Genomic DNA, 19,195 nt, shown 5'->3' on the forward strand with positions numbered 1-19,195 from the left:
GCTCCGAGTCAGCGGATGCCGTGCGTGCGAGAACCTGTCGATATCTGTCTCGGCGGCCTGGACGACGATGACTATCACTCTCCTTCTGGTGGTCCTGTCCCGTGCGCCGTCGGGCACCGGCAAGGGCGGCAAGGAGCCGGTCGAAGGCGTTCAGCGCGTTCGTCCAGCGAAGGGTCCAGCGGGGGACGCGGCCTGGCCCTTGGGGGTGGGAGCGAGCGACACGATGGCCAGGTAGGCGCATTTCCATGAGGCATGCTCGGTGGGGAAGTGTGAGCCGACCGGGATGTAGGCGAAAGTGGTTTGCGCTCCTGCGTGTGGGTGCAACGATCCTCGGCGATCAGGTCTCTTGCAGCGTGCGCCACAATCAGACCTGGCAGACTCCGGAACCGACGGGAGAGGTGCAGCCGCTGACTGCGACTGACTCACCGAACGTCTAACTGGCCCTGACAAAGCCTCTGGACGTGCCGGCGGGTGATCAGGCAGGCCGCGAGTCCGAGGAACGCTTCGTGGATGTCGTCGCGTCGTTCCCAGCGAATGCGCAGGCGGCGGAAGCCGTGCAGCCAGGAGATCGTCCGCTCGACCTCCCAGTGGAAGCTGCCCAGGCCGGTGCCATGAGGCTTCCCGCGTTCGGCGATAGCGGGCCGGATGCCGCGTTGCCGCAGGAGCCGGCGCTACTTGTCGTGGTCGCAGCCGCAGCCTCCCTCGGTGAGGCCCCCTTGCGAGGGGACTGGTCATTTCGTCAGCGATTCTCAGGGGCAGAACGTCATGTCCATGCTGTTAGTCTCCTCGGACACGTGCGTGGGGGGAGCGGCCGGGGGGCCGCACGGGATGCCAGGGCGTTGCCGTACTCCTGCCCATGCCTGCCCTGCTTTCTGGAGGAACGGTGGCCCAGCTCCACCCAGGTCGGCACAGACCCGGCTTCGGCTCACACCCGGCACGACGGACCGTTGCCGTCCTCGTGGCGGCGCTGACCGCCGGCTTCCCGCTCGGGTACACGCCCGCGGCGGCGGCGCCGGCCGCGCCCACGGTTTCCGCCCAGGGCCTGGTCCTGCCGGCCGCCGCGCGGGGGGTTCCCCGGTTCACCCGGATACTCAACGCCGGCGCCGGCGGGTTCCTGTGGGCGCAGGAGGGCGACGACCGGTTCCTCTGGACGGACTACGCCACCGGCACCACCACCGCGATCGCACAGCACATGCCGGTCCCGCTCGAGTACAACATCGAAGACGGCTCAACCTTCGGGGACCTCTCGTTTCAACTCGGCTACTACGGAGACGGATCGGACACGGTCGCCCTCTACTCGGAGGACGACCATCAGGTCACGCTCATCCAGGGCGCCGGCACCTCGGGCGGCACCGCGGTCGTCCTCGTGCCCGAAAACCGCTCGTACCAGGGCACTTTCGGTGACACCGTCCTCACCAGCACGAGCGGCGTAAGCGGCAACCCGGACGCCTATCAGCTCCAACGCGTCGAAGAGGGCCAGGTCCAAGAGACGCCGGTAACGGGACTTCCCGCCGGCGCCGGCGACATCCGTGTCGAGGACGGTGACGCACGGTCGGTCGTCCTGCGCTACCAGACGGACGACGGTACCCACTGGAGCATCGTCGACCTCACCACGGGCGCATCCAGCCCCCTGCCGGACCGTCCCAGCCCAGAAGAGGCTTGGGAGGTCACCGGCTTCAGGCTGAGCCCCGACTCGGTGCTGCGACTGCGCCCGGGACGCGGCAAGGCGGACGTGTTCGACCGCGCCGACCTGGCCGCGGCACCCCGCACCCTGGAGACCAGCTCGCTGTCGTACGAGGCCGCCTTCGGCGTCGTCGGCTCGGCATTGCTGGGTGTCGAACCGATGGCGCCGGGCGACAACAAGTACCGGGGCCAGCCCCTGGTCGCCCTCACCTCCGACGGCTCGGACACCGCCTCGACCACCGTCATGGACCCGGCCGCCTACCAACTCGTCCAAGCTCCGGACGGTTCCGTCCTGGTGGCGGGCGCCGCGCACCCCGTAGACCAGGGAGACCTCGACTGGGGCGTGTACCGAGTCGCACAGCGCGCCGACGGGTCACTCACCCGCAGCCGCCTGACCGCCGTACAGCCGATGCCCGCGCAGATCCACGGCCTCTCCCTCGGCAGCGGCATCCTCACCACGGCCGACAACAGCACGCTCTACGAGCCGGACACCATCCTCGGCGCATACCGCAGCACCTGGCTCACCGCGAGCGGCACCCCGAGCCCCATCCGGAGCACCGTGGACGGGCTGGTCAGCGGTTGGGACGGCCCCTGCGACGAGACCCGGCTCCGCTGCATCCGGATGTTCGCCGACGGCGCCGGCCACCACGGCCGTGGCGAGGCCACCGAGGCCGGCCTGACCATGCTCCGCTCCAACGGCGTGGCCGCCTGGGGCCCGACCCTCGACACCGGCGACGACACCCCGCGGCTCGCGGACCTCTCCGGGCGCTACGCCGTCGTCAACGGCGCCTCCTCCGGCAAGCAGTACGTCGGCGAGTTCCCCGCCGCCGGGGAGGGCAAGGTCCTGATCAAGCGCGATCGGGTCGCCGCCGCCGTATGGGGGAACACCCTGTGGAGCGGCGCGGCCAGCGGTGGCAAAGTCACGGCCACCCGCCTTCCTACGGGAACGACCCTGGAGTCCTTCACCACCCGCAACGGTTGCACCCCGTCCGGCCTTCAGGCCGTGGGCCGCTTCGTGTACTGGGTCTGCGAGGACGCCTCGGGGGACGTGCACGGCGCGGGCTTGTACGACCGCACCACCAAGCGCACCTCCACCGCCCCGGACGGCCGGGTCCTGCTCGGTGACGGCTACCTCGTCGAACGCGTTCCGGGCATCCAGTCGGTCAGCGGGCTGACACTCATCGACCTGCACAACGGGCTGCCGGCCTCCGGCAGCGACGCCGACCTGCCGAGCCGCAAACTCGCCGACTGGACCGACATCGGACCGGACAACACCGAGGCCGGAACCAGCTGGACCGTGGACCGATTCGGCGGCGACGTCGCCTACGCCGACCGCGACCAGCGCGTGCACGTCATACCGACCGGCGTTCCCACCTCCCCGCTCACAGCCGTCGACGCCATGGTCGTCTCAGGATCCGCACAATGGTCCGGCTCCTGGTGGCTCTCCAAGCCCGCCGCCGACTGGAAAGTGACGATCCGCCAGAAGGCGTCCGGCACCGCCGTCCGCACGCTCTCCGGCACCGACGCCCGTGGACTGCTGACGGCTGCCTGGGACGGCAAGGACAGCGTCGGCCGCCCGGTCACCAACGGCACCTACACCTGGACTCTCACCGCCAAGCCCGCCGACGGCCAGGGCGCCGCGCTCACCCTTTCCGCGGACATCAAGGTGACGGCCGGGGCTGCGTCACCGCACGACTACGCCGGCAACGACGGCGTCGGTGACGTCCTCACCCTCAACTCCTCCGGCACCCTCACCATCCACCGAGGCACCGGTACGGGCACGCTGGGCGGCACGGTCTCCGGATCCGGGTGGCCGGCCACCGCCCAGTTCGTACCGTTCGGCGACCTCGGCAGCGACCACTGCAACGACGTACTGGTCCGCACCGGCGGCACCCTGCGTGCCTACCGACCGGCCTGCGGCAAGGCCGCCACCCCCACCACGCCCTACACCTCGCTCGGCACCTCCGGCTGGAGTGCCTACGACGTCCTGACCTCCCCCGGCGATGTCAACGGCGACGGCCGTCCCGACCTGATCGGCCGCCAGTCCTCCACCGGAGACGTCTACCTCTTCAAGGGCCAGGCCAACGGAAAGCTCTCCTCCCGCGCGAAGATCGCCTCCCACTGGACCGGCTACAAGAAGATCATCGGTGCGGGCGACCTCAACGGCGACGGCCGCGGTGACCTCCTCGTCCAGGACAAGGCGAACGTGCTGTGGCGGTATGAGGCCGGCACCACCAGCACGGGCGGCTTCAAGACCCGAGTCCAGGTGTCCAGCAACTGGGGTTCCTCCTACAACGCGGTCATCGGCGTCGGCGACATCACCGGCGACGGCCGCGCGGACCTCGTCGCCCGGGACACCACCGGGACGGTGTGGCGCTACAACGGCAACGGCAAGGGCTCCTTCAGCAGCCGCACAAAGGTCACCACGGGCTGGAAGGGCTACAAGGCCGTCATGTGACGACAAGCGAGGCCCGCCCGGCATCCTCGGGGTGCCGGGCGACGCCGTGCTCGGGGTTGGCTACCACCACCGGCGAAGCCCGTGCCTGTGCCGGCCTTTGACCGTCACTGAATGAGAGCGCGGACGTCGCGGGGCGCTGCCGATCAGATGCGCCAGGAGCGCAGGGCCTCGGCGACGGCGTAGACGTTCAGACGGCTGTCGCGAACCTTGCGGACGAGGTCGGACAGGGCGCCGTAGGGCGGATCGATGCCTTCGCCGGACTGGTCCATGTACTGGGCGGAGATGAACGCGGCGAAAAGGCTGTTGCGGTGGGGGAGCGGCTCGAGCCGCACGATCGTGTGCAGGAGTGCGGCCGCACGCCAGGCGGCATCCGGATCGGACGCTTCGAGCGTCGGCATCCTGGTTTTGTGCCGCGCCACGGCGGCCACCAGCGCCGAGTAGTCCGACACCGTCACGTCTTCCTGCCCGAGGGCGGCGTCCTGGACATCCAGCAGCCAGGAGACATCGACATACAGCACCATCAGGCGGCCGCGACCCCGTCACCGCGCTGGGAACGCGGCACCTCGTCGGGAAACGCCTCATCGAACTCACCGCGCAACCTGTCGGCCCACGCGGTCGCGCCTGCCACGAACTGTTTGCGGTGCATCTCCCGCACACCGAGGTCATGCAGGTACTGCTTCAGGCTCTTGCCCTCGGCGGCGGCAGCGGCCCGCACGCCTTCCATTTCTTCCTCGGAGAAGGACACGTTCAGCGATGGCATGCCGACATGGTACCAACTAGGTGCCAGATGTCACACCCCAGTCCCCAAGGATCGACAGAGACCCGCGCGCACCATGGCTACAACTGGCGCTGCGGCGTCACAGCATGGCTGGAAGAAGACTGACGCGGGGGCGACGAAACCTTGTAGGGGTACGCCTTCGGCCGGTGAGCCTGGGCGATGCTCGGGTTGGGAACGACGGTAGTCGATCTCGTCGGAGTCACCTTGTGCATGGTGCGGCTGACGTGCGTGTTCACGTTGTCCCACACCAAAACGATGGGGCCGCCGAGCTGCTGGTGTGCGGTATCCAGCAGGCGGCGAAAGTCGTGTGCTGCTGCCAGCCACCTCGAGCCTAGTGGGCTCCAGTGGAGCGTGATCTTGTCTGGTCGGTGAGTATGACAGCTAGCCGAGGTGCGCCGTGAGTCATTGTCGCGACCCATGGGTGCGTCTCGTGTCGTCACTGGCCCTGAGCCGGCAGTGAACCGCTCAGCAACGGTCAGCCGCTGGTGGTTGCTGGGACTCGGCCGCCGGCCGGCCTCCTGGATCGCCGTGCCTGTGTGGGACTGACAACGCGAGCGTGTTCGATGACACCGTTTCGACGCGCCGGTGCAGGTCCGGCGTTGGGCATTCACTCCATCGGTGTGTGCCGGTCAGGTGGGGGGCCTGCGGTGGGGCCGGTTGTGGACGGTCGCTGTGGCGTTCTCATTGAGCCGGTCGGCGGTATCCACGCCTTCACCGTGTCTGATCATGTCGACTGCTTTTCCTATCTTCCTGTCATGTCTGGTTTCTGACGGTCTGTGAGGACTGTGAAGGGGAGCAACATGCGTGTCGTGGTGACCGGAGGCGCGGGATTCGTCGGATCTCATCTCTGCGAGGCCCTGATGGCAAGGGGGGACGAAGTCATCTGTGTGGACAACCTCTGCACGGGTGACATCACGAACCTCGCCGCTCTGCGCGGGCAGCCGGGCTTCACTTTTGTACAGGCCGATGTGAGCTCGGGGCTGGACGTGCAGGGGCCCGTGGACGCGGTGGCCCATCTCGCGAGCCCGGCCTCGCCGGCCGATTACCTCAGCCTTCCGCTGCAGACCCTTGCCGTGGGCAGCCGAGGCAGCGAATACGCCCTGGAACTCGCCCGCCGGCACGGCGCCCGTTTCGTCCTGGCCTCGACCAGCGAGGTGTACGGCGACCCGCTGGCCCATCCCCAGGACGAGGAGTACTGGGGACACGTCAATCCGGTCGGCCCGCGCAGCGTGTACGACGAGGCCAAGCGCTACGCCGAAGCCGTCACCGTCGCCTACGCCCGCCACCACGGCGTGAACACCGGGATCGTCCGCATCTTCAACACCTACGGGCCGCGTCTGCGGCCGCACGACGGCCGGGTGGTGTCCACCTTCATCCGGCAGGCCCTGGCGGGCGAGTCGCTGACCATCTACGGCGACGGGACGCAGACACGCAGCTTCTGCTACGTCGACGATCTGGTCCGCGGCATCGTGGCGATGCTGGACTGCCGCGAGCCGGGACCGGTCAACCTCGGCAATCCCGACGAGCGCACCGTCCTGGAGCTCGCCGAACTCGTCCTGCGCATCACCGGATCCGACTCCGGCCTGCGGCCTCGTCCCCTTCCCGCGGATGACCCGGTGCGCCGTTGCCCGGTGGTCACCCGGGCGCTGCAGCGGCTGGAGTGGAAGCCCCGCATCGACATCGAGGACGGGCTGCGCACCACGGTGTCCTGGTTCAAGGACAGTGCCCCGAAGCCGGTTCTGGCCGCAGCCGAGGCGAGGTGACGCGGCCTCAGCGCCGTGGAGCGACGACATGACATCCCGCGACTTCTCGCCTCGCCCCCGCACGGGCGTCGACCGTGCCCGCTCCGACGTCCTGGAGTTGGAGCAGCTCACCCATGAGCTGCGCACGCTGTCCGGCGGCACGCTGAGCCGGGTCACCCCCAACGGGCCCCGGTTCGCCGGCCGCCGGCTCATGCGCCAGGTCGGCCGCACCACCTTCACGTCCGCGCTGAAGCTCCCCGAGCGAGTCCTGGTCGCCCTCCTCGTCGCCGGCTGGGCTTCGTGTGCGGTCCTGTTCTGGCGGTGGTGGCTGCAGCCGGAGCACCGCATTTCGCTCACCGCGCTGGCCGTCAACAGTGTGCTGCTGGGCTATCTGACGCTGCTTCCCGTGGCGTTCGTGGTCACCGTCCTGCGGTTGCGCCGCGTCAACCTCGACCTGCCCGTCCCTTCGCTGTCCGTGGCGTTCGTGGTGACGAAGGCGCCCTCCGAGCCCTGGCCGGTGGCGCGCAAGACCCTTCTCGCCATGCTCGCCCAGCGCTACCCCCACCCCTACGACGTTTGGCTGTGCGACGAGGACCCGACGCCTGAGGTCGAAGCCTGGTGCCGCGCCCACGGCGTACGCCTGTCCACCCGGCGGGGGATCGCGGGCTACCACCGCCCGAGCTGGCCGCGCCGCACCCGCTGCAAGGAAGGGAACCTGGCCTTCTTCTACGACCGCCACGGATACGAGGACTACGAGGTGGTCGCCCAGCTGGACTGCGACCACGTGCCGGATCCGACGTATCTGAGAGAAGTCGTACGGCCCTTCGCCGACCCGGCCATCGGATACGTGGCGGCACCCAGCATCTGCGACGCCAACGCGGACACCTCGTGGGCGGCACGCGGCAGACTGCACAGGGAAGGCGTCTTCCACGGCCCCTTCCAGCTCGGCCACAACGACGGCCTGGCCCCGTCCTGCATCGGCTCCCACTACGCGGTGCGCACCGCCGCGCTGCGACAGATCGGCGGACTCGGCCCCGAACTGGCCGAGGACTTCTCCACCACCTTCCTGCTCAACTCGGCAGGCTGGCAGGGCGCCTTCGCCATCGAGGCGCGGGCGCACGGCGACGGGCCCGCCACCTTCTCTGCGATGATCACCCAGGAGTTCCAGTGGTCGCGCAGTCTGGTGGCGCTGATGCTGAATCTCTTCCCCCGCCATGTGAGTCGGCTCAGCTGGAAACTGCGGGTGCGCTTCGCCTTCGCCTTCAGCTATTACCCGCTGCTGGGACTGTCGACGGCGGCGGCCCTGGTCCTGGCCCCCATCGCCGCCGTGACCGGGGTGCCGTGGGTCCGGGTCAACTACCCCTCCTTCCTGCTCCACTACTGGTCGATGTCCGTATGGCTGATGGCGCTGACCTGGTTCCTGCGCCGCCGCGGACTGCTGCGTCCCCGCAAGGTGCCGCTGATCAGCTGGGAGAACTGGCTTTTCGCTCTGGCCCGTTGGCCGTTCGTGGCCTGGGGAACCCTGGCGGCCGTATGGGTCACCCTCCGTCCGCGGAGCCTGACCTTCAAGGTCACCCCCAAGGCCCGGCAACCTCTCGCCCCCCTGCCTCTGCGGCTTGTGGCGCCCTATGTGCTCATCGCGGCCGCTCTGGGCGTCGCAGGCCTCTTCGGTGAACTCAACGGCCCGGCGTTCGGCTACGTCTTCTTGTGTCTGCTGGGCGCCGCCACCTACACCGTGGTCGCCTGCCTGATCTGCCTGCTGCACGCCGTGGAGAGCGCCGGCGCCACACAGAGCGGCCGCCGGCGGGCCCTGGCCACGGTCCGCGCCCCGCTCGCGCTGACCATGCTGACCGCGTCACCGATGATCCTCGCCGTGCTGATCTTCCCCTCCTACCTGGCGGGACTGCTCGCCTGACCAGCGCACGGCACGGCTTTCCCCGCAACGTCCCTGACTCCCCATGCCCTTCGGAGGTGGCCCTCCATGTCCCAGCCGCGCACGATCCTGGTGACCGGCGGTGCCGGTTTCATCGGCAGCCATACCTGCGTGGAGTTGCTCACGCACGGCCATGACGTGATCGTCGTAGACAACCACCAGAACAGTGTTCCCGAGGCGCTCCATCGGGTGGAGCAGGTGGCTCGCCGCTCCCTGGCCGCCTCCTACGTCCTCGACGTCCGCGACCGCGAGGCCCTGTCCGCGGTCTTCGCCTCCCACACGGTGGACGCAGTGATCCACTTCGCCGGCCGCAAGGCCGTGGGGGAGTCGGTGCGCATGCCCGTGCAGTACTACGACACCAACGTCGGCGGCACCACCGCGCTGCTGGAGGTGATGAGCGAACACGGCGTGCACCGTCTGGTGTTCTCCTCCTCCTGCTCCGTCTACGGCGTGGCCGAGCGCATGCCGCTGACCGAGGCCCACCCCACAGCGCCCGTCAATCCCTACGCCCGCTCGAAGCTCACCTGCGAACAGATCCTCGCCGATGTGTGCGCCCACCGCAGCGAGTTCACCGTCCACGCACTGCGCTACTTCAACCCTGTCGGCGCCCACCCCTCCGGACTCCTGGGAGAGGACCCCATGGGGGTGCCCGACAACGTGATGCCCTACCTCGCCCAGGTCGCCGCCGGCCGGCGGGAACACGTCACCGTCTTCGGCGACGACTGGCCCACCCCCGACGGGACAGGAGTACGCGACTACATCCATGTCATGGACGTAGCCGAAGGGCACCGCATCGCCCTGGAACACCCCGCGTCGCACGGCATGCACCTGCTCAACCTCGGCAGCGGACAGGGCACATCGGTCCTGCAACTGATCGAGGCCTACCAGCAAGCTGCCGGCCGTCCCGTCCCCTACCGCATCGGAGCCCGCCGTCCGGGCGACGTACCGGAACTCATCGCCGACGGCACCGCCGCCGGCGCCGCCTGGAACTGGCGCCCCACCCGTGACCTCGCCGCCATGTGCCGCGACTCCTGGCACTTCCAGCTGAACAACCCCCACGGCTATCGACCCCACGACCTCAACGCCGGCCCCGTCCCCGGACCCGGACCCGTAGCCGGCGCCACCACCACCCCCACGGGCCCACGCGCCCATGCCCTACGGAGCAGCGCATGAAACTGACCGTCATCGGCACCGGCTATCTCGGTGCCGTGCACGCCGCCTGCATGGCCGAGATCGGCCATGAGGTCCTGGGCGTCGACAACGACCACACCAAGATCGCCGCCTTGGCCGCGGGCCGCACCCCCTTCTTCGAACCCGGCCTGCAAGAACTCCTCAGCCGCGGCATCGCCTCGGGCCGACTGCGCTTCACCACATCCCTGCAGCAGGCGGCACACTTCGCCAAGCTGCACTTCTTGTGCGTGGGCACACCACAGCGCCCCGACGGGCCCGGCGCCGACCTCACACACGTCGACGCGGTCATCGACGGCCTGGCCACCCACCTGCTCCCCGGCGCCCTCATCGTCGGCAAGTCCACCGTCCCCGTGGGCACCGCCGAACGGCTCGCCGCCCGCCTGCGCACCGCCGGAGCCGCAACGGCCCACCTGGCCTGGAACCCGGAGTTCCTGCGCGAAGGCCACGCCGTGTCCGACACCCTTCGCCCGGACCGACTGGTCTTCGGTACCACCTCCGCCGACGCCGAGAAGACTCTGCGCGAGGTGTACGCGCCCCTGATCCGCTCCGGCATCCCCTGCGTGGCCACCGACACCGCCACCGCCGAACTGGTGAAGATGGCGGCCAACTCCTTCCTCGCCACGAAGATCTCCTTCATCAATGCGATGGCCGAGGTGTGCGACGCGGCAGGCGCCGACGTCACCGTCCTCGCCCACGCCATCGGATACGACGCCCGCATCGGACGTCCCTTCCTCAACGCCGGCCTGGGCTTCGGCGGCGGCTGCCTGCCCAAGGACATCCGCGCCTTCCGCACGCGGGCCGGCGAACTCGAGGTCGGCTCGGCACTCGCCTTCCTCAACGAGATCGACGAGATCAACCTCCGCCAGCGCCGCCGCACGGTGGAACTCACCTCCCGCCTCGCGGGCGGCAGTCTCACCGGCCGGCGCATCGCCGTGCTCGGCGCCGCCTTCAAACCCGACAGCGACGACGTACGAGACTCCCCGGCCCTCGCCGTGGCCGCCCAACTGCACGACGAGGGCGCCCTGGTCCGCGTCCACGATCCACAAGCCCTGGACAACGCGCGCGCCGCCTGCCCTCAACTGGACTACACCTCACGCGTCGACAAGGCGTGCGAGGGCGCCGACGTGGTCCTGCACCTGACGGACTGGGCCGAATACCGTTGCCTCGACCCCGGCGCCCTCACCCCGCTGGTGGGCCGGCCGCGTCTGCTCGACGCCCGCAACAGCCTCAACGCCGACGTCTGGACGCGGGCCGGCTGGCAGTACGCAGCCCTGGGCAGGCTCGCAGCCCTACGTCATCCCGCATCCGACGCCTTGGCCTCTGTCTGAGGCTGAACGGCACCCGCCGCGGGCTGCCGACCGAGCGGCCGGCCCACCACGTCGACGGGCCCGGGATCGACACCGAACCGGGCCCGCAGATCCACGGCAGGCACCCGCCCCGCGGCACACCCAGGAGCCAGCCCTCCCGCCGCCGCAAAGGAAGTAACGGGCACAGTCGCCGTGAAGCACGGGTCGGCGTCCACCCCGACCACCTTGGCGTCGATGGTCTCCTGACCCGTGGCCGCCCACCACTCACCGGGCGAGGAGTAGAACGACCCCTGCCACTCCACCGCGCGTTCGGCGCCCGGGGCGTAGTAGTGATTTCCGCGGAACTCAATGCCTGGCAGCGGTCCCACGGCCACCACGAGCGGCGCCCCGTCGGTGACGAACTGGTTGTTGAACAACGACACCGACCGCGGCCCCGGAGTGATCATCACCGCAGGGGTGTGCAGGGATCCGTTGCGCGCAGCCACCACGGTGTTGTGCAGGAACTTCGCGTCGCGGACGTAACCGCCGATGTAGAAGCCGCCGTAGGGCTCCAGCCGGCGAGCGTCACGGGAACTGACGTTGAAGCGCACCACGTTCCCGTGCGAGGGCCGCGCGGTGTCGGAGGAGTAGAGGAGATAACCGGCGCCGTCGTTGTCGTAGGACAGGTTGTACTGGAGCACCGAGGCGCTCGTGCCGAGGTCCAGGCCGAATCCGTCGCCGTCGGCCTCGCTGTTGGAGTGGTTGCGATACGACACGTTGTGCTCGATGACGAGCTTGCGGCTGTCGTGGGCCCACATGCCCTCGGGCCCTTCCTTGGCGGCAGCCGAGGAACGCCCACCGTTGTCGTGGGTCGAGGAGTTGCGGATGCCGCCCCCGTCCACCGATCCCAGGACGATGCCGCTGCCCGTGTTACGGCTGTCGCTGGCCGGGTTGCCCGCGTTGTCGTGCGCCTCCACCGCATCCACGACGACGTCCGCATGCGCGTAGCCTTCGCCCGAGCCGGGCGTCAACGGAGCCAGCCGGTAGGTGATCAGTCCGGCATCCGTATTGCCGTGCAGGACGCTGTGCGCGACCCGCACATCACGAAATCCCCAGCGCCGGGCGCCCACTTGGACGCCGTGCCGGAAACCCGATACGTCCACGTCCGACACCACGATGTGCGACAGCCGTCCGGGGGTGGTCAGGTCGCTGTAGAAACCGATGCCCCCCTGTTTGCGCGCCGCGGCGGATCTCCCGCGCACGATCAGGTCACGCACCTCCACCCCGGCGGTGTCCACCACCTCGATGGCCGGTCCCTTGACCGGCACGACGACAGCCCTGCCCCGCCCGTAGGAGCCCACGATCACCGGCTGCTTGGGCCGGCCGGCCTCGCCCTTGTCCAGCCGCAACGAGCCCTTGAACGTCTTGCCGCCCTGCAGCAGCAGCCGGTCGCCCGGGCGGAAGCGGACCTGATCGGCCTGGCGCAGGGTGCGCCATGCCGCATCCGGGCTCGTCCCGGTGGCGCTGTCGTCTCCCTGAGGGCTGACGTAGAAGGTACGGCCGCCCGTGGATCCGTACAGACCCCCGGGAGGACGGTAGGGCTTGGGCAGCATTCCGCACCCGGACAGAGAAACCAGCATGAGCGCCAGCAGCGCCGACTGGCGCCGACCGCGCCGTACCCACACATCCGCCACCTGATGCTCCCTTCGTCCCGCCGCAGTGACTGTCCTGCGATGCGACCATCTCCGCCTGCCGCTACCACTGCACACCACCGCGTGCGCCTGGCACCGTAAAGACCACCGGTCAGGCACTCATGACCGCCTGAACGGGTCCTTAAGTCACACCGGCTGCGGCGCATATGCGGCGCCGAAGCACCCACCGAGCCGCAGGAGGGCCCCGACCGGCAAGCGCGCCGAAATCCCGACTAGACCCCGGACGGCTTCCGGGTCGAAAAACAGGCAACGGGCCAGGCGCCACGAAGTTGGCAAGACCGTCGAACGCGCCGGATCGATCAAGGATCACCAAGCCGGCTGAGCGACGGCGCCGATAAGCGCGTTGGTAGGAAGCCGATGCCGATGCCGAAGCCGGTCCGTCCGGCCCGGACAGTGGCACGGAGGCCGCTTGCTCAGGACATGAGATCAGGTAGCATCCCTGGTCAGAAGGCCTGGGCGCACGGGGGTGTTCGGCCGTTCAGTCAGGGGGCGGGGAGCATGTCCGGTGCGGGCTCGGGCGGCTACAGGATCGACGAGAGCGGCATGGACGGCGAGGCCGGAAAGCTCGACCAGGCAGGCAACGACGTCGGTGCCATACGCAAGGCCGTGGAAGACCACATGTGCTACACACCGGACGCTCTCGGCGGCTCCGACTCCGGCCCGGCGTACGACAACTTCGCCGCCGCATGGCAGGCCGAGGCGGAGACGCTGGAAGCCGCGCTGCACGAACTCGCCGACAAGGTCGGCGTCTCCCAGCGGAACTACCAGGGCGCCGACCACGACACCATCGTGGCGCTGCACTCCGCGGGCGCGAACGACGGCCTGACGACCATGCCCGCACCCGCCGCGGCCCATCCGGGGACGACCACGGGCCCGACCCCGGGCGCTCGTCCGCCGAGCCTTGCCGACTTCGACTGACTGACCGGCACACGCCGTACAGATCGACACGTACCCGGCCGACGTGTGTGCCTCCACCTGACACCTGACACCTGACACCTGACACCTGACACCTGACACCTGACACCTGGGCAAGGACGAGCAAGGACAGCGGGGCTTTCACCACATGGCTGACGCAGGCGAATCCACCACCGACCGCAAGGAAAAGATCGACCGTTACACGGGAGACCTCGCGACGGCCGACAGCAAGAACGAGGTCCTGGAGGCCATCGGCAACCTCCTCGGTGTCTCCGCGCCGGTCGGCTCCCCTGGCACCCTGGACGCCATCGCCCAGCGTTACAGGAGCCAAGCCGACAACGCCGCGGACGTACAGCACCGCGTTGAGAAGGTCGCCTCGTCAGGGCTGCCATCGGTGTGGGTGGGCAGCACCGGCGCCAAGGCGGCCGAGGTGGTGGCGGCGGCCGGCCGGTCCGCCGAGCAGATGGCCGAGGCGTTCCGCAAGGCGTCCAAGGCCCTCCACGACCTCTCTGACGCGCTCACCTCCGCCCAGTCCAAGGACGACGACGGCCGCGAGCAGCTTCGCAAGGCCCGCACGATGCTCGGCGGCGATGACGGCTTCTTCGACGACATGGTGGAGACGGACGACGAGGAAGCCGACCGCAAGCGGGCCCAGGACATCGCGGGAACGGGGGCCAACTTCCTTTACGCCGCCGCGCAGGAGGCGGACGACGCGGCGCGGACGGCGGCACGGGAGCTGAACAAGTACGCGGCCGAGGCTCGTGCCGGGCACATGGACACCGACAACATCTCCGCCGCCGACCGCCTCGTCCTCGCCGACGTCGGCGTGTTCGGGGGCCCGCAGGAGGAGAACGAACTCCTCACCGCGGGTGACCTCGAACGTTCCGGCCGTTTCATGGAGAAGATGAACGCGCGGGACCAGGCCCGCTTCGAGCAGATGCTCGCGGATGCCAAGACACCGCAGGAGCGGGCGTATCTGGTCAAGGCGCTGGCCGCGGGCTACGACGTGGACGAGGTCGGCCAGTTCCGCGACAAGATCCACGGCAAGGACCCGTACTGGCTTCAGCAGCACCTCAGCCCGATCGTCACGGCCGGCGACAGCAAGGTGGACGAGGGGCTCAATCCGGACGGGTCGAACCGCAACACCGACTACCAGTGGTTCGGCGACGAGAAGTGGTCCCAGGAGGGCAACACCTGTGTGCCGTCCAGCACCGTGACCGCCCGCGCCATGGTCGATCCCCTCTACGCACTGGAGTTGACCGGCGGACCGTCCGGGCAGGAGAACGACCCCGATGCCTTCCGCCACCGTCTCCCGACGAACAGCTGCGCCTGCACGAGGAGGGCGACGGCGACTACCTGCACTGGTGGTCCGACGTTCCGGATGGAATGGACAGCGACGGGCAGAACGAGATCGCCAACGACGAGATCAGCCCGCACACCGGCAGTAAGTACGAGTACCAGCAGGTTCGCGGTGCGGACGAGCGCCGTGACGTACTGCCGGACATCGAGAAGTCGGTCGCCGAGGGCAAACCCGTCCCCTTCGAAGTGGAGGGGCACGAGAAGGACGGCAGCCGGGTCGGACATCAGATGATGGTGATCGGCCAGGAGGGCGACATGCTGGAGATCTACAACCCGTGGGGCCAGACGACCTGGGTGAGCGAGGACGATTTCGTCAACGGCCACATGGACAAGGCCTCCGACTCCCGCATGCCCGACGCGTACGCCGTCCACCTGCCCGCCGACCGATAAGTGAGTGTCATGACGAGCGCCCTGCGCCGACTCGCCCTTCCCGCCCTGCTGATGACCCTGCTCGCGGGCTGCGGCAGCAGCGGGCCTGACACCTACGAGCTGGGTGAGAAGCACATACAGGTGGATGCGGGGGAGGAGTTCAGGCTGTCCGTTCCGGTCGACACCGCGATGGGGGAGTGGTGGTACCTGACATCGCCGAAGCCCGACCCTGACGTTGTCCGGAGGACGGGCAAACAGGAGGAGATCAAGGCCGACGACGACGCCGTCGGCAGCGGGAGCGGAACGGACTCTTTCGGCTTCAAGGCCGTCGGTCCGGGCACGACGAAGATCCGGCTCATCCAGTGCCCGCGTGGCGCCTGCGCCGGCGGCGGCGATGCCGGCGGTCCCGTCACCCCGTCCCCCGTCCCCAGCGGCAGCCCCACCCCCCAGAAGAAGTACCGAGCCACCGTCCACACCTTCACCGTCACCGTGAGGAAGTCATGACCTCCGCGTCGCAGACCCCGCCCCCCGGCCGGACCGACGACGAGCTGGCGCAGTCGGACATCCCGGCGATGCTGCGTTACGGCCTCTCCTTCGCCGGACCGCACCGCACCGCCCTGTTCGGCGACGGCGCGGTGGGCGCCGCCGTCCTGCTGGACCGTCTCGGCATCCAGCCGCGGGCGGTGGCCTTCCTCGCCAAAGTGGTACGCAGCGGTGGTGTCCGGTACGCGGCCGGGCTGCGCGAGCCGGTGCCGGGCGACGATGCGGCGTCCATGGTGCGTACGTGGCTGGAGTCCGCGGCCACCACCGCCGACGGGGTCGACGGGGACGAGCAGGCCGCCCGCTGGCTGGAGGCCGTCGCCGAACTGCTCGGCCTCCGGCACGTCTACCGTTCTCGGACAGCCGGGGAGTGAGCGGCGCGGCTCCGCGGCCGTCCAGGTCCACACCTCAGCGAGACCGACAGCAAGCCCCGGCTCTCCAGCACCTTGCTCGTCTCGCGTGTCGGGGCGGTGCCGGCCTCGGGGAGGCCGCGGGGTCGTCCAGACGCACAGGGCGAGGGTAGACCGGAGAGCGAGACGTGGGCCGTGCGCTGAGTGGACGTGAGCTCCCCAGCAGTCTGTCGGCGCCGACGTCTCCGTAGGAGGCGACGCTGCCGGCGGGAATGGCCGCCACCGCGTCGCGGATCTCTCCGACGATGTCCATGCCCACCTGCCTTCAGCAGGGCGCCGGATAGGTGATGCGCCCGTTCTCGACGCGTTCGGGGTGGCTGCCCGCTGCCTTCGAAACCAGGCCCTGCACCAGGTGCAGATCGAGCTCGCGGCGGCTGGCCTGCGGACGCAGGGTTCCGGTGCAGGAGACCCCGTCGGCATCACCGTGGTCCGGCGCGGTGGGGTGGAGCGGGCCGAGTACGGGCGGCCCTGTCACCGACGGCGGGTGTCGGTGACAGGGCCGCCCGCTGTCGGGGTGTCAGAGGGCGATGATCTGCCACTGCTGCTCGGGTGCGCGGGTGTAGGTCAACTGGTCGATGTTGGCCCCGTCGGCGGTCGAGCCCGCATCGACGTTGAGCGACAGGCCGCTGAACCGGTTGGTGAGGTAGTAGTAGCCATCGCCGGTGGGCGTGACCGCCCAGTGTTGCTGGGGAACGTCGTGGTCTGCGTAGATGGCGACGTTCCCGCCGTCCACCCGCGAGAGCCCGGCCACCTCCATCAGCTTGCCGCTGTTCACGTTCTTGATCTCGTAGTAGCCGTCTCCCGTGGAGGCGAAGGTCCACTTCTGCGCGGTGTTGTTCAGCCACGGCCACTGCTGGATGTTGGTGCCGTCGGCCGTGCCGAAGTTGAACACGTCGACGACCTTGCCGCTCTTGCGGTTGACGATGCGGTAGACCGTGCCGTCGCCAGGGAGGACGCGCGACACCAGGGCCGGCTTGGCGGTTCGGCCGCCGATGTGGAGGCCGCCCATGTTGGCATAGCCGCCGGTGGCCGCGTTGGCCTGGATCCGTACGAATCCCACGTTCCGGGCGGGCCATTCGGCCACCTTGGTGGCGCGGTCTCCGGCCCAGGTGCCGGTGGCCACCTGGGTGAAGTTCGTGCCGTCGGTGCTGGTGGAGATGGTGTACGAGGTGATGTCGCCGTCGGTGGTGTTGGTGCGGTTCCACTGCTTGGGCAGGTACTCCAGGGTGGAGACGTTGCTCCACACCCCGCCCAGGTCGATCGTGATCGAGTGGGGCAGGGCCGGGGACAGTCCCCAGGTCGACCAGCAGGTTTCGTAGTCTTTGTCGCTCAGTCCGTCGATGGCGTTGAGCGGTCCCTCGCCGGTGCGGAACGCGGTCGCGTAGGCGTTGACCGGCGTGACGGGGTGCTCGGCGCGCAGCATCTGGGTCGGCAGTGGCGGGCGGGAGGTGTCGGGGCTCCAGGCCGCGCCGACTTCGGTGAGTCGGTCGACGATGTTGGTGTCGAGCCTGCCGTCACGGTTGGGCGGGCAGTTGAGGATGAACGAGGTGTACTTCGGTTCCAGGTCGGCCAGGTGGGACAGGATCGCCGCCTTGCTCATGGGGTCGGTGGTCGGCGTGGTCGGATGCCAGAACCAGCCGTTGCTGATCGTCTGGCCCTGCGTGGCGGCATAGGTGTTTCCGGCCGGAGCGGTGACGCCCAGCGGCTCCTCGAAGTAGATCGCGTCACCGAGGAACGGCACCGACAGCGCACCGTGGTCGATCATGATGATGTCCGGCTGGAGCGACTTCACGTGCTCGCGGATCCGCTGGTAGGAGACGGCCTGCTGGCCCATCTGCCATGCATAGCCGTCGGTGATGAAGATGTCGATGGTGCCGTAGTTCGTGAGCAGTTCGGTGATCTGGCCGAGGATCAAGGTCATGTCGCCGGGCTGAATGGCATCCGTGGTGTCGAGCCCGGACACGTTGTGCCGGTTCTCCCATGCCTCGACGCCGAAGGTGCGGTCCCATATCGAGTAATAGAGTCCGACCTTCAGTCCCTTGGCCCGGAAGGCGTCGCAGTAGGCCTTCACCACGTCGTGCTTGTAGGAGCTGTTGGCGACGTTCTGGGTGCCGTAGGCGCTCGGCCAGAGGGCGAAGCCGTCGTGGTGCTTGGTCGTCAGGATGCCGTAGCTCATCTTCGCCGCCACGGCGGCGTCCGCCCACTGGCCACAGTCCACGGAAGTGGGGGCGAACAGGGCGGGGTTCTGGTTCGGCTCGGTCCACTCCTGGTTGGTGAACGTGCCCAGGTTGAAGTGGTTGAACATGCCGAACCGCATGTTCGCCAGCTTCTCCAGGTTGGTCTGCAGGTCGGCGGCTGCCGCCTGGGGCACCAGGCTCGAGAGGGCGGGGATGACGGGCAGTGCCGTGGCGGCGGCAGCGCCGGCGGTCGCCCCCAGGAAAGTGCGGCGGGACAGTCTTCCTGACGACATGGGTCTCCTCCCGGTTGAGGGTGGCTCTGAGGCACGGGGTGAGGATTGGCGGCGGCAGCCCGAGGGCGGGCGGGCTCCAGACTTTTGGGCGCGGCTCTCCAAGCGGCTCCGAAGCGCCGGATGTTACGCATGAAGGTCGGTGACGTGACTGTCCTGTGTCAACAGGCGAAGGGATGAAAGTGCTCAAACGGGGACCGGAATCAGCGCTTTCATCCCTCTAAGTACCTTTCGATTTCCCTTAGACATGCCATGTTCAGCGGAAGCGTCAGCGCTCCGGCCGTACTCTTGCCTGCCGGCACGCCGGCCGCCCGGCGGAGCGGCAGCGACGAGCATCATTGATGGGATGGAT

The 19,195-nt window shown here is 69.0% G+C and carries 15 protein-coding genes and 2 pseudogenes; 10 read left to right on the top strand and 7 right to left on the bottom strand.

Annotated elements, in window-relative coordinates:
- Nucleotides 1–422: 422 nt before the first annotated feature.
- A pseudogene (locus M8J74_RS21105) lies at nt 423–671 on the bottom strand (transposase); the annotation flags it as partial.
- A 287-nt stretch (nt 672–958) separates the two neighbouring features.
- Here M8J74_RS21105 and M8J74_RS21110 point away from each other — a divergent pair.
- The gene (locus tag M8J74_RS21110) at nt 959–4,141 is read left to right on the top strand and encodes an FG-GAP-like repeat-containing protein (protein ID WP_249837927.1); all 3,183 of its coding nucleotides are present in this window, start codon (nt 959–961) and stop codon (nt 4,139–4,141) included.
- A gap of 143 nt (nt 4,142–4,284) precedes the next feature.
- On the opposite strand, the gene M8J74_RS21115 is transcribed toward M8J74_RS21110, so the two are convergent.
- From M8J74_RS21115 to M8J74_RS45155, 3 genes and pseudogenes are all read right to left on the bottom strand, one after another.
- The gene (locus tag M8J74_RS21115) at nt 4,285–4,662 is read right to left on the bottom strand and encodes a toxin Doc (protein WP_249837928.1); all 378 of its coding nucleotides are present in this window, start codon (nt 4,660–4,662) and stop codon (nt 4,285–4,287) included.
- Nucleotides 4,662–4,901 (bottom strand): hypothetical protein, encoded by a 240-nt coding sequence (locus tag M8J74_RS21120; protein ID WP_058920699.1) that lies wholly within the window; start codon nt 4,899–4,901, stop codon nt 4,662–4,664. The genes M8J74_RS21115 and M8J74_RS21120 overlap by 1 nt, the downstream gene beginning before the upstream one ends.
- Nucleotides 4,902–5,127: 226 nt before the next feature.
- Nucleotides 5,128–5,224: pseudogene (locus M8J74_RS45155) on the bottom strand (transposase); the annotation flags it as partial.
- A gap of 495 nt (nt 5,225–5,719) precedes the next feature.
- Between M8J74_RS45155 and M8J74_RS21130 the strand changes: the two are divergent.
- The 4 genes from M8J74_RS21130 to M8J74_RS21145 all read left to right on the top strand — a co-directional run bounded on the left by M8J74_RS21130 (nt 5,720) and on the right by M8J74_RS21145 (nt 11,113).
- Nucleotides 5,720–6,682, top strand: a complete 963-nt coding sequence (locus tag M8J74_RS21130) for a UDP-glucuronic acid decarboxylase family protein (protein ID WP_249837929.1) — start codon at nt 5,720–5,722, stop codon at nt 6,680–6,682.
- Nucleotides 6,683–6,710: 28 nt separating this feature from the next.
- Entirely contained in the window at nt 6,711–8,576 is a 1,866-nt protein-coding gene (locus M8J74_RS21135; RefSeq protein WP_249837930.1) for a glycosyltransferase family 2 protein, read from the top strand.
- 66 nt (nt 8,577–8,642) lie between these two features.
- Entirely contained in the window at nt 8,643–9,767 is a 1,125-nt protein-coding gene (galE, locus tag M8J74_RS21140) for a UDP-glucose 4-epimerase GalE (RefSeq protein ID WP_249837931.1), read from the top strand.
- Nucleotides 9,764–11,113: a UDP-glucose dehydrogenase family protein gene (locus M8J74_RS21145; RefSeq protein WP_249837932.1), complete on the top strand. Its 1,350-nt coding sequence runs from the start codon at nt 9,764–9,766 to the stop codon at nt 11,111–11,113. Before galE ends, M8J74_RS21145 begins: the two co-directional genes overlap by 4 nt.
- On the opposite strand, the gene M8J74_RS21150 is transcribed toward M8J74_RS21145, so the two are convergent.
- The gene (locus M8J74_RS21150; RefSeq protein WP_249837933.1) at nt 11,080–12,765 is read right to left on the bottom strand and encodes a right-handed parallel beta-helix repeat-containing protein; all 1,686 of its coding nucleotides are present in this window, start codon (nt 12,763–12,765) and stop codon (nt 11,080–11,082) included. The two genes, M8J74_RS21145 and M8J74_RS21150, sit on opposite strands and share 34 nt — an antisense overlap.
- 516 nt (nt 12,766–13,281) lie before the next feature.
- Here M8J74_RS21150 and M8J74_RS21155 point away from each other — a divergent pair.
- The 5 genes from M8J74_RS21155 (at nt 13,282) to M8J74_RS21175 (ending at nt 16,340) form a co-directional block, all read left to right on the top strand.
- Nucleotides 13,282–13,701 (top strand): WXG100 family type VII secretion target, encoded by a 420-nt coding sequence (locus M8J74_RS21155; protein WP_249837934.1) that lies wholly within the window; start codon nt 13,282–13,284, stop codon nt 13,699–13,701.
- 145 nt (nt 13,702–13,846) lie between these two features.
- Nucleotides 13,847–15,289, top strand: a complete 1,443-nt coding sequence (locus M8J74_RS21160) for a WXG100 family type VII secretion target (RefSeq protein WP_249837935.1) — start codon at nt 13,847–13,849, stop codon at nt 15,287–15,289.
- Nucleotides 15,286–15,447 carry a hypothetical protein gene (locus M8J74_RS21165; protein WP_249837936.1) on the top strand — a complete coding sequence of 54 codons (162 nt, stop codon included), beginning with the start codon at nt 15,286–15,288 and terminating at the stop codon, nt 15,445–15,447. The genes M8J74_RS21160 and M8J74_RS21165 overlap by 4 nt, the downstream gene beginning before the upstream one ends.
- Nucleotides 15,448–15,498: 51 nt before the next feature.
- Nucleotides 15,499–15,930: a protease inhibitor I42 family protein gene (locus M8J74_RS21170; protein WP_249837937.1), complete on the top strand. Its 432-nt coding sequence runs from the start codon at nt 15,499–15,501 to the stop codon at nt 15,928–15,930.
- The gene (locus M8J74_RS21175; protein ID WP_249837938.1) at nt 15,927–16,340 is read left to right on the top strand and encodes a hypothetical protein; all 414 of its coding nucleotides are present in this window, start codon (nt 15,927–15,929) and stop codon (nt 16,338–16,340) included. The genes M8J74_RS21170 and M8J74_RS21175 overlap by 4 nt, the downstream gene beginning before the upstream one ends.
- A gap of 301 nt (nt 16,341–16,641) precedes the next feature.
- On the opposite strand, the gene M8J74_RS21180 is transcribed toward M8J74_RS21175, so the two are convergent.
- Entirely contained in the window at nt 16,642–16,851 is a 210-nt protein-coding gene (locus M8J74_RS21180; RefSeq protein ID WP_249837939.1) for a hypothetical protein, read from the bottom strand.
- A 42-nt stretch (nt 16,852–16,893) separates the two neighbouring features.
- On the bottom strand, nt 16,894–18,846 hold the full coding sequence (locus M8J74_RS21185; RefSeq protein WP_249837940.1) for an alpha-L-fucosidase: 1,953 nt from the start codon (nt 18,844–18,846) through the stop codon (nt 16,894–16,896).
- Between the last annotated feature and the right edge of the window lie 349 nt (nt 18,847–19,195).

The sequence above is a fragment of the Streptomyces panaciradicis genome, from assembly GCF_023516615.1.
Classification (GTDB): Bacteria; Actinomycetota; Actinomycetes; order Streptomycetales; family Streptomycetaceae; genus Streptomyces; species Streptomyces panaciradicis.

What these genes read in the sequence shown, in the direction of transcription:
- M8J74_RS21145 (WP_249837932.1), top strand. Translation starts at nt 9,764, where the DNA reads ATGAAACTGACCGTCATCGGCACCGGCTATCTCGGTGCCGTGCACGCC.
- M8J74_RS21170 (WP_249837937.1), top strand. Translation starts at nt 15,499, where the DNA reads ATGACCCTGCTCGCGGGCTGCGGCAGCAGCGGGCCTGACACCTACGAG.
- M8J74_RS21135 (WP_249837930.1), top strand. Translation starts at nt 6,711, where the DNA reads ATGACATCCCGCGACTTCTCGCCTCGCCCCCGCACGGGCGTCGACCGT.
- M8J74_RS21115 (WP_249837928.1), bottom strand. Translation starts at nt 4,662, where the DNA reads ATGGTGCTGTATGTCGATGTCTCCTGGCTGCTGGATGTCCAGGACGCC.
- M8J74_RS21160 (WP_249837935.1), top strand. Translation starts at nt 13,847, where the DNA reads ATGGCTGACGCAGGCGAATCCACCACCGACCGCAAGGAAAAGATCGAC.
- M8J74_RS21185 (WP_249837940.1), bottom strand. Translation starts at nt 18,846, where the DNA reads ATGTCGTCAGGAAGACTGTCCCGCCGCACTTTCCTGGGGGCGACCGCC.
- M8J74_RS21120 (WP_058920699.1), bottom strand. Translation starts at nt 4,901, where the DNA reads ATGCCATCGCTGAACGTGTCCTTCTCCGAGGAAGAAATGGAAGGCGTG.
- M8J74_RS21165 (WP_249837936.1), top strand. Translation starts at nt 15,286, where the DNA reads ATGATGGTGATCGGCCAGGAGGGCGACATGCTGGAGATCTACAACCCG.
- M8J74_RS21155 (WP_249837934.1), top strand. Translation starts at nt 13,282, where the DNA reads ATGTCCGGTGCGGGCTCGGGCGGCTACAGGATCGACGAGAGCGGCATG.
- M8J74_RS21175 (WP_249837938.1), top strand. Translation starts at nt 15,927, where the DNA reads ATGACCTCCGCGTCGCAGACCCCGCCCCCCGGCCGGACCGACGACGAG.
- M8J74_RS21130 (WP_249837929.1), top strand. Translation starts at nt 5,720, where the DNA reads ATGCGTGTCGTGGTGACCGGAGGCGCGGGATTCGTCGGATCTCATCTC.
- galE (WP_249837931.1), top strand. Translation starts at nt 8,643, where the DNA reads ATGTCCCAGCCGCGCACGATCCTGGTGACCGGCGGTGCCGGTTTCATC.